The following is a 14,051-nucleotide window of genomic DNA, read 5'->3' on the forward strand; positions in this document are numbered from 1 at the left end:
GGGCCGTCACCACGGGCCGAAACGCCAGCCCGCGTCCGTGGCCTCGAGCCGGTGGCTGAGGTCCAGCGCCTGCAACAAGGCCTCGTCGTGCGAGGCCACCATCAGTGCGCCGCGATACTGCAGGAGCGCCGACTCCAGCGCCGCCAGCGAGGGCAGGTCGAGATGGTTGCCGGGCTCGTCGAGCAGCAGCCATGCGGGCGCCGGCTCGGCGTAGAGCGCGCAGGCCAGCGCGGCCTTGAGCTGCTCGCCGCCGCTCAACTGGCCGCACGGCGCGAGCGCGCGCGCCGCATCCAGGCCGAGGTGCACCAGGCGCGTGCGCAGCGCGTCCTCGCGCGCCCCGGGGGCGCATTGCCGCAGTTGCGCCAGCGCGCTGCGCGCTGGGTCCAGGCCGCCCAATCGCTGGTCCAGATAGTGCGCCGGCGCGGCACGCGTGAGCGTGCCGGCGCGCGGCGCGAGCTGGCCGCCCAGCACTTTCATCAGCGTCGATTTGCCGCGGCCGTTGGCGCCGACCAGGCCGATGCGCTGACGCGCCCCGAACGCCAGGCTGAGCTCGCGCGTCGGCCCCTGCACATGGGGCAGCACCACCGCGTCGAGCGTGGCCAGCACGCGGTCGCCGGGTGGCGCCGCGGGCAGGGCGTGCACACTGATGCCGGCCGACCCCGCCGCCCGCCCGGCGGCGTCGCGCACCTGCGCCGCCAGGCGGGCGCGCGTCTCGGCATGCTGGCGCGCGAGGCGCCCCTCGGTCGATTCGCTGCGGCCCTTCTGGCGATCCAGCAGGATGCGGGCCTGGTTGGCCTCGTGGCCCAGCCGCCTGCCGCGGGCCGTGCGCTGCGCCTGGCGTTCCTGTTGCGCGCGCAACCGCCGCTCGGTGAGCTGGCGGTCGTGGCGCGCGCGGGCCAGGGCCTGATCGGCCTGGGCCCGCTCGTCGTCGCGTGCCGCGCGATAGAAGGTGAAATCGCCGCCGTAGGCGCGCAGGCCCTGCGGCGACAGTTCCACGATGCGTGCCATGCGGTCCAGCAGCATGCGGTCGTGGCTGATCACGAGCAGGCCGCGCGGCCAGTGCGCGAGCTGGTCCAGCAGCGCGGCCCGATGGTCGCGGTCGAGGTGATTGCTGGGCTCGTCCAGGATCAGGAAGGCGGCGTCGGCGGCGAGCGCGCCCGCCAGCGCCGCGCGCATGGCCTCGCCGCCGCTCAGCGTTGCCGCCGGGGCGAGCAGGTCGCGCCCGCCCAGGCCGGCGCGCGTCAGGGCGGCGCGCAGGCGTGCGCGCAGATCCCAATGCGGCCCGACCCGCTCGAAGTCGGCCGGCGAGCCCGTGCCGGCCTCGATGCGGAGCAGGGCATCGAGCGTGCCACCCCAGCCCATCAGGTCCGCCACGCGCTCGCCCGGCGCCGGACGCACCTGCTGCGCCAGGTAGCGCACCGGTCCGTCGCGCCGGCACAGGCCGCGGGTGGGCGCGAGTTCGCCGGCGAGCAGGCGCGCCAGCACCGTCTTGCCGACGCCATTGGCGCCGACCAGGCCGGTGGGCCGGCCGTCGAATTGGAAGTCGAGTTCGGAGAACAGCGCGCGGCCGTCGGGCAGCGCATAGGAGACGCCGGAAAGCGTCAAGTGCGTAGATGTCATCAGGGAGCGTCCAGGGATGCCGAAGGCCTGCCGCGAGCCGGGCAGGGCGGGGTTTCGGAGCCGTCTGGCGACGGCGGCATCAATGGCGCATGGGAGGAACGGCCTCGTGTAGAGAGGCTGACATTGTAGGCCGGGTCCACGCCGCCGGCCAGACCGCCGCGCCTCGTCCCCGGAGCGACTTGGGGGTGGACGGCGGTCCGCGCGCGGCTTAGCATGGCTGCCAGAACGCCCGGCCCGACCGGGCGAGGGCAGACCGCGCCGACTCAGGCCGGCATCGGGGAGGGCGCGGGCAGGGGCCCGTCGGACGGAGTGTGCTTGCATGCGTCCCCATTAAATATATTTTTATTTAAATGGGGGACGCAGTATTTTTGTTCGTAAAATGGCGCAAATTCAGTGAGGAGCGTCGCTCAAAATGTCGCAACAACCCGCCCATGCCTTGCCTTCGTATCTCGACCCCCAGCACCTCGGTCCCTGGGGCATCTACCTGCAGCAGGTCGACCGCGTAACGCCCTACCTGGGTTCGCTGGCCCGCTGGGTGGAGACGCTCAAGCGCCCGAAGCGCGCGCTGATCGTCGACGTGCCGATCGAGCTCGATAACGGCACGATCGCCCACTTCGAGGGCTACCGCGTCCAGCACAACACCTCGCGCGGCCCCGGCAAGGGCGGCGTGCGCTTCCACCAGGACGTCACCCTCTCGGAAGTGATGGCGCTGTCGGCCTGGATGTCGATCAAGAACGCCGCGGTGAACCTGCCGTACGGCGGCGCCAAGGGCGGCATCCGTGTCGATCCGCGCAACCTGTCGCAATCCGAACTCGAACGCATGACGCGCCGCTACACGTCCGAAATCGGCGTGATCATCGGCCCGTCCAAGGACATTCCCGCGCCCGACGTGAACACCAACGCCCAGACCATGGCCTGGATGATGGACACGTATTCGATGAACGAAGGCGCCACCGCCACCGGCGTGGTGACCGGCAAGCCGATCGCGCTGGGCGGCAGCCTGGGCCGTGTCGAGGCGACCGGCCGCGGCGTGTACGTGGTGGCGTGCGAAGCCGCTCGCGACCAGGGCATCGCCATCGAGGGCGCCAAGGTCGTGGTGCAGGGCTTCGGCAACGTGGGCGGCACCGCTGCCCGCCTGTTCCATGAAGCCGGCGCCAAGGTCATCGCGGCGCAGGACCACACTGGCACCATCCACAACGCCAACGGCCTCGACGTGCACCGCCTGCTGGCGCACGTGTCCAGCACCGGCGGCGTGGGCGGCTTCAAGGAAGCCGAAACGATCGACGCCGCCACCTTCTGGCACCTCGAGACCGACTTCCTGATCCCGGCCGCGCTCGAAGGCCAGATCACCAAGGCCAACGCCGCGTCGGTGCGCGCCAAGATCGTGGTGGAAGGCGCCAACGGCCCGACGACCCCGGACGCCGACGACATCCTGCGCGACAAGGGGGTGTACGTCGTGCCCGACGTGCTGGCCAACGCCGGCGGCGTGACCGTGAGCTACTTCGAATGGGTGCAGGATTTCTCGAGCTTCTTCTGGAGCGAAGACGAGATCAACCAGCGCCTCGAACGCCTGATGCGCGAAGCCTACTCGGCGGTGTCGCAGGTGGCGCGCGAGCACAACATCACGCTGCGCACGGCCGCCTTCGTGGTCGCCTGCACCCGCATCCTGCAGGCGCGCCAGGTGCGCGGTCTCTACCCCTGATATCCCGAAAGAGGATGGCGCCCCGCCCGCGGGGCGCCGGAGGCAGACAACGAAAAGCCCACGGCGTGCCGTGGGCTTTTTGCCGGGTGCGGCCGTCGCGCGGCCTCACGCGCGCGGCAGGAACTCCGGCTTGAGCACGCCACGCAGCTGATCGTAGGGAATCAGCAGCTCGGGCTCGCCGTGCGAGTACGGCGCGATCGAGTAGGCGTCGTACTTGATGACCAGGCCCTTTTCGGTGAGGGCGAAGTTCTCGCTCGGCTGGAACGGCCACATGCGGTCGTAGGCGGCGCGGTCGCGCTGCGCGTCTTCGTTGGTCGCGAGCCAGCGCTGGTGCGCGGCCTTGAGCAGCGCATCGAATTCGGCCTTGCGGCCGGCGATCAGCACCGCCTCGAGCGGCAGCACGGTGTTCGACGAGAGCTGCCAGTTGAGGAACACGGTGGCCGGGATGCCATGGGCCGCGCCGGTGAAGTTCTGCACGGTGTGCAGCTCGACCGCGATCACGCCGGCCTGCACGTCGCGCACCTGCGCCTTGAAGTAGGTGGCGTCGCGGCCCTGCGCATTGCGCCAGAAATACTGCACGTATTCCGACAGCGACTGGTACTGGCCGCGCAGGTTCTCGTCCACGCCGGTCAGGCTGGCGAGCACGCGGTCGACCAGCTTGGACAGCTGCGGGATGTCCGGGAAGGACACGCTGTCGATCTCGATCGTGGGGCATTCGCCGCTGCATTCGGGCTTGACGCCTTTCCACTCGATCCGCTCGGTGCGCAGGTTGCCGACCTGCACCGCGCGGCCATTGGCCGGCGGGCTGGCGCCGCCGCTCGCCGCGGGCGACGCGCCCGGTGCGAGCGTGATGTCGGCGGGCGGTGCGCTGGCGCAACCGGCGAGCGCGGCCAGCGCGGTGGCGGCGGCCAGCGTGCGCCACGAGGTGAGGGAAAGCGAACCAGCCATGTAACGACGACTCCTTGCGTATAGGGAACGACCTGCCAGGCGCGGCGCGAGCGCCGCGCAACCCGACCCTGGGACAGACAGCGGACGCGGCGCGAAGTTCAGGGAACCAGGCCCAGCCATTCGTCGGTGCCGAACTTCTCCCGCACCTGCTGCTCGGCACGCGCCAGGGTCTCGGCCGACAGCGTGGCGGGCGCCAGGCGGCACATGCTGCCGAAGGTCTGCAGCATGCGCTCGATGATAACGTCCCGCGCCAGGCCGGTCTGGCTGCGCAGCGGGTCGACGCGCTTCTTGGCGCTGGTCGTGCCCTTGTCGGACAGCTTTTCGCGGCCGATGCGCAGCACCTCCACCATCTTGTCGGCGTCGATGTCGTACGACATCGTGACGTGATGCAGCACGGCCTTGGCGCGGCGTGCCTGCGCGGCGCCGCCGATCTTGCCGCCTTCGGAGGTGATGTCGTTGAGCGGTTGATACCAGGCCTTGATGCCCAGATCATGCAGCGCCTTGATGACCCAGCTGTCGAGGAATTCGTAGGATGCCTGGAAGCTCATGCCGCGCACCAGCGCCTCGGGCACCGACAGCGAATAGGTGATGGTGTTGCCGGGCTCGACGAACATCGCGCCGCCGCCGCTCACGCGGCGCACCACGGTCACGCCGTGGCGCTGCGCGCCGTCGGGGTCGACTTCGTTCCTGAGCGACTGGAAGCGTCCGATCACCACGGCGGGCGCGGCCCATTCCCAGATGCGCAGCGTGGGCGGGCGCAGGCCGGCGCCCACCTCGTCGGTGATCACGGCGTCGAGCGCCATGTGCAGCGCCGGGGCCAGCGGGCCCGGGTGGATCAGCTGCCAGTCGTAGTCGCTCCAGGCGGTGTGGCTCATGCAAGTGCCCTCCGCACGACCACGGCCACCGCTTCGGCCGAGAAGCCGAACAGCTCCGCATTGGCGGGCAGGGCGCGCGTGACGGCCTGCGCGATGGCGGCATCGCTGGCGTCGGCCGGCAGGCCGTTCAGGCCGCGGTTGATGGCGTCGAGCGCCTCGGGCGGCTCGAGAAAGAAATCGCCGGAGAGGCGCACGTCGCTCAGGCGGCCGCCATCGACCGCCAGGTCCACCACCACCAGCTTGCCGCCGGGTACCTTGTATTCGCCATGCATGGCACGGGCTCCTGTTGCTGCGCGCCGGCGCGCGGGCCGGCGTTTCGTGTGTTTCGCGTGATCGTTGCGGGCGCAAGCGCCCGATGCCGGATTCTACAGTTCCAGCTTCATGCCTTCATGGGTCGCGACGAATCCCAGCGACACGTAGAAGCGCTGCGCGTCGGCGCGGCGCTTGTCGGTGGTGAGCTGGACCAGGCCGCAGCCGCGTTCGCGGCATTGCGCGATGGCCCACTCGAACAGCGCGCGGCCCGTGCCGGCGCCGCGCTGGTCGGCGGCCACGCGCACGCTTTCGATCAGGCCGCGCCACATGCCCTGGCGCGACAGGCCGGGGATGAAGCTGAGCTGCAGGCAGCCCACCACGCGGCCCTCGCGCTCGGCCACGGCCAGCAGCTGGTTGGGATCGCGCGCGATGGCGTCGAAGGCGCGCCGGTAGTGCTCGTTGGGCGGCATGCGCGCGTCCTCGCGCGTCTGGCCCAGCGTGTCGTCGGCCAGCAGGCCGATGATGGCGGGGAGGTCGGCGCCGTCGGCGCGGCGAAACTGCAGGAGCGGATCGGTCATGGTTCAGCGGGGCAGGTTGGTGGCCGTCTGGCCGAACAGGACACGGCGCGATTCCTCGGTCTGCACCGAGGGCTGGGTGTTGATCGTGCCGGCCAGGGCATAGGCGCGCTGCACCGCGGGACGGGCCGCGATGCGGTCGAACCAGCGCTTGAGATGCGGGAAGTCGGCGAGGTCCTGCCCCTGCTTCTCGTGCGGCACGATCCAGGGATAGGCCGCGATGTCGGCGATCGAATAGTCGCCCGCCACGTAGTCGCGGTCGGCCAGACGCCGGTCGAGCACGCCATAGAGGCGGTTGGTTTCGTTGACGTAGCGATCGATCGCGTAGGGAATGCGCTCCGGCGCATAACCCGAGAAATGGTGGTTCTGGCCCGCCATCGGGCCCAGCCCGCCCATCTGCCAGAACAGCCACTGCAGTACGTCGGCGCGGCCGCGCAGGTCGGCGGGCAGCAGCTGGCCCGTCTTTTCGGCCAGGTAGAGCAGGATCGCGCCGGACTCGAACAGCGGGATCGGGGCGCCGCCATCGGCCGGGTCGCGGTCGACGATGGCCGGGATGCGGTTGTTGGGCGCGATGCGCAGGAAGTCGGGCTGGAACTGCTCGCCCTTGCTGATGTTGACCGGGTGCACCGTGTACGGCAGCCCGGTCTCTTCGAGGTAGATGGTGATCTTGTGGCCGTTGGGCGTGGTCCAGTAATGAAGGTCGATCATGGGCGTCCTCGAGGGGCGGCGCCGGGGCGGGCGGCCGCGATGGCCCATCATAATCGCGCCCGCGCCTCCCGCCCGGCCATGGCCCTGCGCCGGACGCGGGCATGCGCGGGCGGGGCGCCGAAGGGGTGGCGTCGCGACGCCGCTTGCGCGGCGCCGGGCTGGCGCTCAGGCGGCCGGGCGCTGCGGCGCCGCCGTGGGCGCGGACGGCACGAGGCGGCGTGCGGGCGCCAGGCTCACGCCCGCCACCGCCACGAAGATCGCGGCCACGCCCAGCCACTGTTGCGCGTCGAGCCGCTGGCCGAACGCCGCGAAGTCGACCAGGATGGCCACGGCCGGATAGATGAACGACAGGGCGGCCACCGAGGTCGTGGGCAGCTTCTGGATGGCGCTGTACATCAGGATGTACATCAGCGTGGTGTGCACCAGGCCGAGCGCCACCAGCCAGCCCCACGGGCCGGGCGCGGCGGGCAGCGCGCCGAAATCGACCATGGGCAGCAGCAGCACCGCGCCCAGCGTCACCTGCACCAGCGCCAGCACCTGCGGCCGGATGGCGCGCAACTGCTTCACGATCAGCGCGGTGAACGAATACAGCAGCGCCGCGCCCAGGCCCAGCCCGAGGCCCAGCAGCAGTTCGTGGCGCGCCACCGGATCGCCGTGCCAGGGCAGCACCAGCAGCAGGCCGGCGAAGGCCAGCACGCTCCAGGCGACCCGCGCCAGCCCCGGCCGCTCGCCCAGCACCAGCGCGCCCAGCCCGATCAGCAGGAAGGGCTGCACGTTGTAGACGGCGGTGGCGAGCGAGATCGAGGCGTGCCGATACGCCGAGAACAGCAACACCCAGTTGAGCACCAGCGCCGCGCCCGCGGCCAGGGCCAGCAGGAGGGTGCGGCGCGTGAAGCCGGTCTGGCGCAGCAGGCCCGCGCGCCAGCCATACAGCGCCAGGCCCAGCGCGCCGAACACGCAGCGCAGCCACACGACGTTCCAGGGCGACTGGCCCGATTCGATCACGAACAGGCCGATGGTGCCCGAGATCGACATGGCGGCGGCCATCTGCCAGAGGCCGGCGCGGTCGGCGCCGGGGGCGGAAAACGAGGGGGAGAGGGTGCGCATGATGCGCCTCCGGGGAGCGGTTGGTATGGAGAAAATTATCCCAGCCGGCAGCGCCGGATTGCAGGCATAATCATCGTCATATACGGCCTTCTGGCCTCGGTTTTGGAGCTGATTATGTCTGCTGGCCTTGAAAATGAAGATCCCGTCCTGGATGGCATCGACCGCCGCCTGGTGCAGGCCCTGACCGGCCATGCGCGCACCTCGGTGGCCGACCTGGCGCGCCAGGTGGGGATGTCGGCGCCCAGCGTCGCCGACCGGCTGCGCCGGCTCGAGGAGACCGGCGTGATCCGCCGCTACACGGTGGAGCTCGATGCGGCCGCGCTGGGCTATGCGCTCACCGCCATCGTGCGCATCCGGCCCTTGCCGGGGCAGTTGCAGCGCGTCGAACGGCTCATCACGGAGATCGATTCCTTCATCGAGTGCGACAAGGTGACCGGCGACGACTGCTTCATTGCGCGCCTGGTGCTGCGCTCCATCAGCGAGCTCGACGCGATCCTCGAGCGCGTGACCGAGTTTGCCGAAACCAACACGGCCATCGTCAAGACCTCGCCGATCACGCGCCGCCTGCCGCCCCTGCGGTGAGCCCTGCGCAGCCCGGCGCGCGCGCGCCACGCACTGCCAAACCTCGTTACGAATGCGGCAGGCGCTGCGACATCGCGCCGCACGCCGCGTGACACAATCGCGCAACCTGATCAGCGGGCCTCGTGCCGTTCCGATTCCATGAAAGCTTGCATGCGTGTGTTGGCCTGCCTGGCATTGTGCGCGTTCGGCGCCGCCGCGCAGGCGCGGGAGGTGGCGTGTCCGGACGCGGCGCGCATCGTGCGGGCGGCCTATCCCGAGGCCTACGCGCCCCATGACGACAAGGTCGAGATGGTGGCCGGCTCCATGATCTCGCTCAAGGGCGACGGCGCGCTCGACGTGGTGTGCCGCGCGTGGCCGTCATACCCGGACCTGATCGTGGCGCTGGTGCCCATCGTGGCCGATTTCGCGCCCAACGGCCGGCGCGACGCCGATCTCGACGTGCTGCTGCTCGATCGCAAGGGCTTCGAGGTGCGGGCGCGACACCTCATGACCGGCGTGCTGTCGGAAGACACCATCATGATCAGCGCGCTGGCGCTCGACACGGCGGCCTACGAGGTGCGGCCCGGGGAGCGCGCCTTCGGCGTGCGCATCACGCGCCGCGCGATGTCGCGCACCAACCCGTACTCGGAAACCAGCCTGCGGCTGTTCCTGCCGCAGGGCGAGGCGCTGTTGCCGGTGCTCGACGGGCTGGTCGTGGACCAGGAACGCGGCGAATGGGACGGCCGGTGCCAGGGCTGGATCGAGGAGCACTACGTGATGCTGGCCGTGGGCCGCCGCCAGCCGGACGGCTGGAACGCGCTGGACCTGCGCGATCAGCGGAGCCGGCGCGAGATGGCGGTGACGGCGGAGGGCGAGTGCCGGGACGTGGTGGACACCACGCGGCAGGTGCCGTTCGTGATGCGCCACCAGGACGCGGGCTACGCGCGGCCCGACAGCCTGCGGTCGCGCGACAGCCTGCCGCCGGAATGAGCCGGCGGCACGGCGCGGTTCAGTCGGGGATGGGGGCGTCCAGCGCGGCTTCGATGTCGCCGCGCAGCGAGGCCGGGGTATCGGTCGGCGCGTAGCGCTTGATCACCTGCCCGTCGCGCCCGACCAGGAACTTGGTGAAGTTCCATTTGATGGCCTCGGTGCCGAGCAGGCCGGGCTTCTGTTCCTTCAGCCAGCGATACAGCGGATGCGCATCGGCGCCGTTGACGTCGATCTTGGCGAACAGCGGAAAGCCGATGCCGTATTGGGTTTCGCAGAACTGGCGGATCGCCTGTTCGTCGCCCGGCTCCTGGTGGCCGAACTGATTGCACGGGAAACCTAGCACCGCGAAGCCGCGATCCTTGTAGCTCTGGAACAGGTCGTCCAGCCCGGAGTACTGCGGCGTGAAGCCGCACTGCGAGGCCACGTTCACCACCAGCACGACCTGTCCGCGCCAGCGGTCGAGGCCCACATCGTTGCCGTCGAGGTCGCGGGCGGTGAATTCGTAAAGCGTGGCCATGGTTTCTCCTGCGTGGGGTGATGCGCCCGCCGCCTGGGGCGGGCCGGTGGACGTGCCGTATCGGGGCCCAGTGTAGCCCCGCTGGGGGCGCAGGGGGTAATGCCGGCGATCGCGCGCGCCGCGCTGCGCGGCCGGTGGGCGGGCACGGGGGGCAGGGAAGGGAACCTTGCGCGCCGCGCGGTTACTGAACCCGGGTCAGGCGCCTTGCCGGATGGGCCATGAAGCGCCGCCGGTCCGCGAGGCCGTCTCCGATCGACCCGCCTGGAGCTGCGTCATGAGCCTGCCCGTACCCACCGCGTTTTCCCGCATGATCGACCAGATCGCCGCCGCGCTGGGTCAGCCGGCGCTGCCGCTGTCCGACGACGGCATCTGCACCCTGGTGGTCGAGGATGGCCTGGTGCTCAACCTGGCCGCCGAGCCCACGGGGTCGCTGCTGGTCGTGTTCGCCCAATTGGGACGCATCCCGGCCGCCGGTCGCCTGGCGCTCTATGGCAGGCTGCTGCAAGCCAACGGCGCCGGGGCGGGACCGTGCGTGCTGGGCGTGAACCGGGCCGAAGACACCGCCCTGATAAGCGCGCGGCTGCCGCTGGAAGGCCTGACCATGGACGTGTTCGAGCCCTGGTTCACGCGCGTCATCGAGCAGGCGCTGGCCTGGCGCACCGTGGTCGCGGCGGCGGATGCGCCCGTGGCGCGCGCGCCGGCAGCGGACGCCGATGCCGTCTGGCTGCGGGCATAAGGAGCGCGACATGCCGAACATCGACCTCAATGTCTTCCAGGCCTACGCGACCGCGCACGCTGGCGAAAGCCACATCAATGTGGATACGGTGCAGCGTTGGAACGCGTCGTGGCTGGGATTCAGTTTCCGCGCGGCCGCGCCCGCCACCGCCGAGACCGACCAGGTGGCGGTGCAGACGTTTCGCGACGCGCTGGCCGCGCGCTACGGCGCGCACGTCGCCGACGCGGCGCTGAACGCGGCCCCGGCCACCGCACTCAGCGCGCAGCGCATCCTGGACGCCGTCACGTTCGCCGATGCACGTCAGGCGGAGAAGACCGCCGCGTTTGCGCGAGCCGGCGCCCCCGCTGCCTCGCCGGCGGAGATCGCGCGTGCCATGGACTTCGTGATGGCGGACGTGGCGTTGCCGCAGGGCGCGCACGGCGTGCTGTTGCAGGCACCCCTGCGCGACGCGCTGCAGCCCCTGCTTGCACACGTGCTGGCGTTGGACGCGACGCCGGCGAAGACGCTGCTCGCCTCGCTGGGCGCGGGGCTGGCGGCGCGCTTCGAGAATCATCTGCTGCGCGCGATGGCGCAATGGGACCCTGCCTTCGATGCGCGCGCCGTCTCGGACATCGTGGCCGAAATCGCCAGCTATGACGAGCTCATCGCGCGCGTCCCGGGCCTGGACGTGTGCCTGGGGCTGGAGGCAACCGGTTTTCGCGGCAGCGTCTCGACCCTCCTCGACCGGGTGCAACAGGATCTGCCCGACCTGCATGCCCGTTTCGGCAACGGGGGCCACCAGCCCGCCGGCCTGACCGCGCTGCGGCTCACCGACAGCGACCCGCACAAGGGCGGCAATCGCGTCGCGATCCTGGCGCTCGGCGATACGCGAGCGGTCTACAAGCCGCGCGACGTCCGGATCGACGAGGCGATCTCCGGCAGCGAGCTCGCGTCCGGTCGCCGCAGCCTCATGGCACAGGCCGGTGCGCAGGGCATCACTTATCGGTTCCTGCCGCGCGTGGCCGCGGACGGCACGCACTATGGCTATGTCCAGCACCTGCCGCATGGCACGGTGGCCGACCATCTCATCGACTCGACGCAGGCACCCGCGTTCCACACGCAGCTCGGCCGCGCCTTCGCGGCGCTGATGGTCGCGGGCGCGCGCGACATCCATCACGAGAACATGATCGTGAGCGGCGGCCTGCCGCACTTCAGCGACCTGGAATTCGCACTCTCGGGGCGCACGTTCACCCCGCTGGCCCAGGCGCTGGCGGCAGCGGCGCAGCCGGGCGGGGAGGCTGCCGACGCGGCCTTGCGCGACGCCCTCGACCGCCTGATGAAGGGCATGCAGCTCGAGAAGATCTTCGAGCTCTCGACCGACACGAACTCGCTGTTGCCCACGCATCACGTGCACGACAACGCCTTCATGCCGGCGCCCGGGCTCACCGACGTGGTGGAAAGCGTGCTCGCCATCCGGGACGCGACCACCGGCGTGATCACCGACAACCGCAACCTGCGGCCGCTGGATGCGCGCGTCGCCGACCCGCTGGGCCGCCACATGCAGCCGATGACGCCCGCGTTCTCGCAGACGTACGCGGCGGACGTGGCGCGCGGCATGCGCGACGGACTCGCGGCCCTGCAGAAGGCGCAGAACGCGCGCAACGAGTATCTTGACTTCGTGCAGAACGCGGGCGACTTCCAGGTGCGGCATCACCCGATCCAGACGTCCGATCAGCGCCTGGCGCTCGGGGATCTGCTGCAAACCGGCTTCTCGCAGCGCGATCTGGGCGATGCCTGCGATGCATTCGAGGGGCGACTCGGCAATGCGCAGCTCGACACCCTGGTGCAGGCGCTCGACGAGTGCGACGGGGAGGCGAAGCAGGCCCTGCAGCGCGCGATGACCCAGGCGCTGGGCGTGCTGGACGTGCCTTACTTCAGCCGTGTGGTGAACGAAACCAGCCTGCGTCCGGACGGGGCCGCGCCGCTGGCCTGGGACACGCCGGCGGGTCGCTCGACCGACTACTTTCCGCAGGATCTGACCGCCGCGCCGCAGGCGTTCGCGACCACGCTGGCCGGACTGACGCCGGCGACCCTGGCGCGGATCGAGTCGGCGGTCGAACAGTGGATGCAATTGCGGGGACCGAGCGTGTCGGAGCGCTACGCAATCGATTCGTTTGCGCAGTACATCGACTCACCCACGCTGGCGCTGATCGACGCGCTGTATGCCGATCCGCGCCAGGCGGCACGCTTTGCGCCGTAGCCCGGCCCAGTTCGACGGCCGGCCTCACACCAGTTGCAGGTCGAGCGGCTTGACGCCGGGAAAGATGCGCGCCACGCGCGCCGCGTCCAGGCCGTACAGCTTTTCGAACAGGCCGCCGAAGACCGCGCGATAGTCGTTGAGCACCGGATAGTCGCGGTCCTGGAACAGGTTTTTCTGGTTCACCTCGACCTGGCGGCCGGCGATGCGGCCGCCGCGCACGTTGCCGCCCAGCACCCAGTAGACCGAGCCATGGCCGTGGTCGGTGCCCTTGTTGCCGTTTTCGCGGAAGGTGCGGCCGAACTCGCTGATGACCACCACGGTGGTGTTCTTCCAGGCCGGCCCCATCGCGTCGGCGTAGGCCGCCAGCGCGCGGCCGAGCTGGCCCAGCTTGGTGGCGAGCACGCCCTGCGCGCCGCCCTGGCCCACGTGCGTGTCCCAGCCGCCAACGTCGACGAAGCCCACGTTGTAGCGCTCGGCCATGAAGCGGCCGATGCGGCGCGCCTCCTGTTCGAGCTTTTCGGTGGACACCGACTTGCCGTTGGCCTCCTTGAGCTCCTGCGCCAGGGCCTGGCGCGTGTCGCCCATCACCTGCATGCCCTCGCGCACCGAGGCGTCGAGCTCGGTGCCGGCATACATCTGCGCGATCGCGCGGTTGCGCTCGTCGTTCAGGCGCGACTTGCCGCCCGCGCCGCCCAGGTCGATGTTGGGCACGCGCGTGTCGCCGCGGAAAATCTGCGGCACGTCTTCGGTGAACGCCGCCGACGGCAGCTTGCCGCCCAGCTCGGTCACCAGCCGGTTGAGAAAGCCCGAGGTGGCCGCGCCGCCGGCGCCGGCACCGCGGCCCAGTTCGATGCGGTTCTGCGTCTCGAAGTGGCTGCGGCTGGTGTCGTCGGTGCCCGCGAAGGGCACGAAGGCCAGCGACTTGTCGCGAAACAGCGGCAGCAGGCTCTGCTCCAGCGCGGGATGCAGCCCCCAGCCGTCGGTCAGCGCGATGGCGCCGTGCTGTTCGCCGGGGCGCGGGATGGCGATGGTGGGACGCGATTCGTAGTAGAAGTCGCTCTTGACCGGCACCAGCAGGTTGGCCGCGTCGTAGGCGCCGCGCATGAACACCACCAACAGGCGCTGGTCGGTGGCGGGCGCGGCCAGCAGGCGCGTCGCGTGCCAGGTCAGGGGCAGGGCGGCGGCCCATTTGAGCAGTTCTCGGCGGTGCATGCGGACTCC

The 14,051-nt window shown here is 70.7% G+C and carries 14 protein-coding genes; 5 read left to right on the plus strand and 9 right to left on the minus strand.

Translation table 11 applies throughout. The features are described from left to right. Positions 1–6 precede the first annotated feature (6 nt). Positions 7–1,620: an ATP-binding cassette domain-containing protein gene (locus tag CEG14_RS08840; RefSeq protein WP_094826015.1), complete on the minus strand. Its 1,614-nt coding sequence runs from the start codon at positions 1,618–1,620 to the stop codon at positions 7–9. A 412-nt stretch (positions 1,621–2,032) separates the two neighbouring features. Between CEG14_RS08840 and CEG14_RS08845 the strand changes: the two genes are divergently transcribed. After that, positions 2,033–3,322: a Glu/Leu/Phe/Val family dehydrogenase gene (locus CEG14_RS08845; protein ID WP_094826016.1), complete on the plus strand. Its 1,290-nt coding sequence runs from the start codon at positions 2,033–2,035 to the stop codon at positions 3,320–3,322. A 105-nt stretch (positions 3,323–3,427) separates the two neighbouring features. Here the strand turns inward: CEG14_RS08845 and CEG14_RS08850 are convergent, their stop codons facing one another. From CEG14_RS08850 to CEG14_RS08875, 6 genes are all read right to left on the minus strand, one after another. Beyond that, positions 3,428–4,270, minus strand: a complete 843-nt coding sequence (locus tag CEG14_RS08850) for an RsiV family protein (RefSeq protein ID WP_094826017.1) — start codon at positions 4,268–4,270, stop codon at positions 3,428–3,430. Positions 4,271–4,368: 98 nt separating this feature from the next. Then, positions 4,369–5,145: a lipoate--protein ligase family protein gene (locus CEG14_RS08855; RefSeq protein WP_094826018.1), complete on the minus strand. Its 777-nt coding sequence runs from the start codon at positions 5,143–5,145 to the stop codon at positions 4,369–4,371. After that, positions 5,142–5,417, minus strand: coding sequence for a biotin--protein ligase (locus CEG14_RS08860; protein WP_094826019.1), 276 nt, complete (start codon positions 5,415–5,417; stop codon positions 5,142–5,144). Before CEG14_RS08860 ends, CEG14_RS08855 begins: the two co-directional genes overlap by 4 nt. A 93-nt stretch (positions 5,418–5,510) precedes the next feature. After that, positions 5,511–5,975, minus strand: a complete 465-nt coding sequence (locus tag CEG14_RS08865) for a GNAT family N-acetyltransferase (protein WP_094826020.1) — start codon at positions 5,973–5,975, stop codon at positions 5,511–5,513. A gap of 3 nt (positions 5,976–5,978) precedes the next feature. Next, the gene (locus CEG14_RS08870) at positions 5,979–6,680 is read right to left on the minus strand and encodes a glutathione binding-like protein (RefSeq protein ID WP_094826021.1); all 702 of its coding nucleotides are present in this window, start codon (positions 6,678–6,680) and stop codon (positions 5,979–5,981) included. Between the two features lie 165 nt (positions 6,681–6,845). Further along, positions 6,846–7,787, minus strand: coding sequence for a DMT family transporter (locus tag CEG14_RS08875; protein ID WP_094826022.1), 942 nt, complete (start codon positions 7,785–7,787; stop codon positions 6,846–6,848). A gap of 114 nt (positions 7,788–7,901) precedes the next feature. Between CEG14_RS08875 and CEG14_RS08880 the strand changes: the two genes are divergently transcribed. Next, positions 7,902–8,369 (plus strand): Lrp/AsnC family transcriptional regulator, encoded by a 468-nt coding sequence (locus CEG14_RS08880; protein ID WP_094826023.1) that lies wholly within the window; start codon positions 7,902–7,904, stop codon positions 8,367–8,369. 150 nt (positions 8,370–8,519) lie between these two features. After that, a complete protein-coding gene (locus CEG14_RS08885) occupies positions 8,520–9,338 on the plus strand; it encodes a hypothetical protein (protein WP_094826024.1) in 819 nt (272 codons plus the stop codon). 19 nt (positions 9,339–9,357) lie between these two features. Here CEG14_RS08885 and CEG14_RS08890 read toward each other — a convergent pair whose 3' ends face one another. Continuing rightward, the gene (locus tag CEG14_RS08890) at positions 9,358–9,855 is read right to left on the minus strand and encodes a glutathione peroxidase (protein WP_094826025.1); all 498 of its coding nucleotides are present in this window, start codon (positions 9,853–9,855) and stop codon (positions 9,358–9,360) included. 274 nt (positions 9,856–10,129) lie between these two features. Here CEG14_RS08890 and CEG14_RS08895 point away from each other — a divergent pair, with 274 nt between their 5' ends. Both CEG14_RS08895 and CEG14_RS08900 read left to right on the plus strand, forming a co-directional pair. After that, entirely contained in the window at positions 10,130–10,591 is a 462-nt protein-coding gene (locus CEG14_RS08895; protein WP_179280565.1) for a type III secretion system chaperone, read from the plus strand. Between the two features lie 10 nt (positions 10,592–10,601). Beyond that, a complete protein-coding gene (locus CEG14_RS08900) occupies positions 10,602–12,830 on the plus strand; it encodes a DUF4135 domain-containing protein (protein ID WP_179280566.1) in 2,229 nt (742 codons plus the stop codon). Positions 12,831–12,854: 24 nt separating this feature from the next. Here the strand turns inward: CEG14_RS08900 and CEG14_RS08905 are convergent, their stop codons facing one another. After that, positions 12,855–14,042: a DUF1501 domain-containing protein gene (locus CEG14_RS08905; protein ID WP_094826028.1), complete on the minus strand. Its 1,188-nt coding sequence runs from the start codon at positions 14,040–14,042 to the stop codon at positions 12,855–12,857. Between the last annotated feature and the right edge of the window lie 9 nt (positions 14,043–14,051).

This window comes from Bordetella genomosp. 1 (genome assembly GCF_002261335.1).
GTDB lineage: Bacteria > Pseudomonadota > Gammaproteobacteria > Burkholderiales > Burkholderiaceae_B > Bordetella.

Excerpts from the sequence above, each read along its gene's own strand:
- CEG14_RS08840 (WP_094826015.1), bottom strand. The coding sequence starts at position 1,620 with ATGACATCTACGCACTTGACGCTTTCCGGCGTCTCCTATGCGCTGCCC.
- CEG14_RS08845 (WP_094826016.1), top strand. The coding sequence starts at position 2,033 with ATGTCGCAACAACCCGCCCATGCCTTGCCTTCGTATCTCGACCCCCAG.
- CEG14_RS08850 (WP_094826017.1), bottom strand. The coding sequence starts at position 4,270 with ATGGCTGGTTCGCTTTCCCTCACCTCGTGGCGCACGCTGGCCGCCGCC.
- CEG14_RS08855 (WP_094826018.1), bottom strand. The coding sequence starts at position 5,145 with ATGAGCCACACCGCCTGGAGCGACTACGACTGGCAGCTGATCCACCCG.
- CEG14_RS08860 (WP_094826019.1), bottom strand. The coding sequence starts at position 5,417 with ATGCATGGCGAATACAAGGTACCCGGCGGCAAGCTGGTGGTGGTGGAC.
- CEG14_RS08865 (WP_094826020.1), bottom strand. The coding sequence starts at position 5,975 with ATGACCGATCCGCTCCTGCAGTTTCGCCGCGCCGACGGCGCCGACCTC.
- CEG14_RS08870 (WP_094826021.1), bottom strand. The coding sequence starts at position 6,680 with ATGATCGACCTTCATTACTGGACCACGCCCAACGGCCACAAGATCACC.
- CEG14_RS08875 (WP_094826022.1), bottom strand. The coding sequence starts at position 7,787 with ATGCGCACCCTCTCCCCCTCGTTTTCCGCCCCCGGCGCCGACCGCGCC.
- CEG14_RS08880 (WP_094826023.1), top strand. The coding sequence starts at position 7,902 with ATGTCTGCTGGCCTTGAAAATGAAGATCCCGTCCTGGATGGCATCGAC.
- CEG14_RS08885 (WP_094826024.1), top strand. The coding sequence starts at position 8,520 with ATGCGTGTGTTGGCCTGCCTGGCATTGTGCGCGTTCGGCGCCGCCGCG.
- CEG14_RS08890 (WP_094826025.1), bottom strand. The coding sequence starts at position 9,855 with ATGGCCACGCTTTACGAATTCACCGCCCGCGACCTCGACGGCAACGAT.
- CEG14_RS08895 (WP_179280565.1), top strand. The coding sequence starts at position 10,130 with ATGAGCCTGCCCGTACCCACCGCGTTTTCCCGCATGATCGACCAGATC.
- CEG14_RS08900 (WP_179280566.1), top strand. The coding sequence starts at position 10,602 with ATGCCGAACATCGACCTCAATGTCTTCCAGGCCTACGCGACCGCGCAC.
- CEG14_RS08905 (WP_094826028.1), bottom strand. The coding sequence starts at position 14,042 with ATGCACCGCCGAGAACTGCTCAAATGGGCCGCCGCCCTGCCCCTGACC.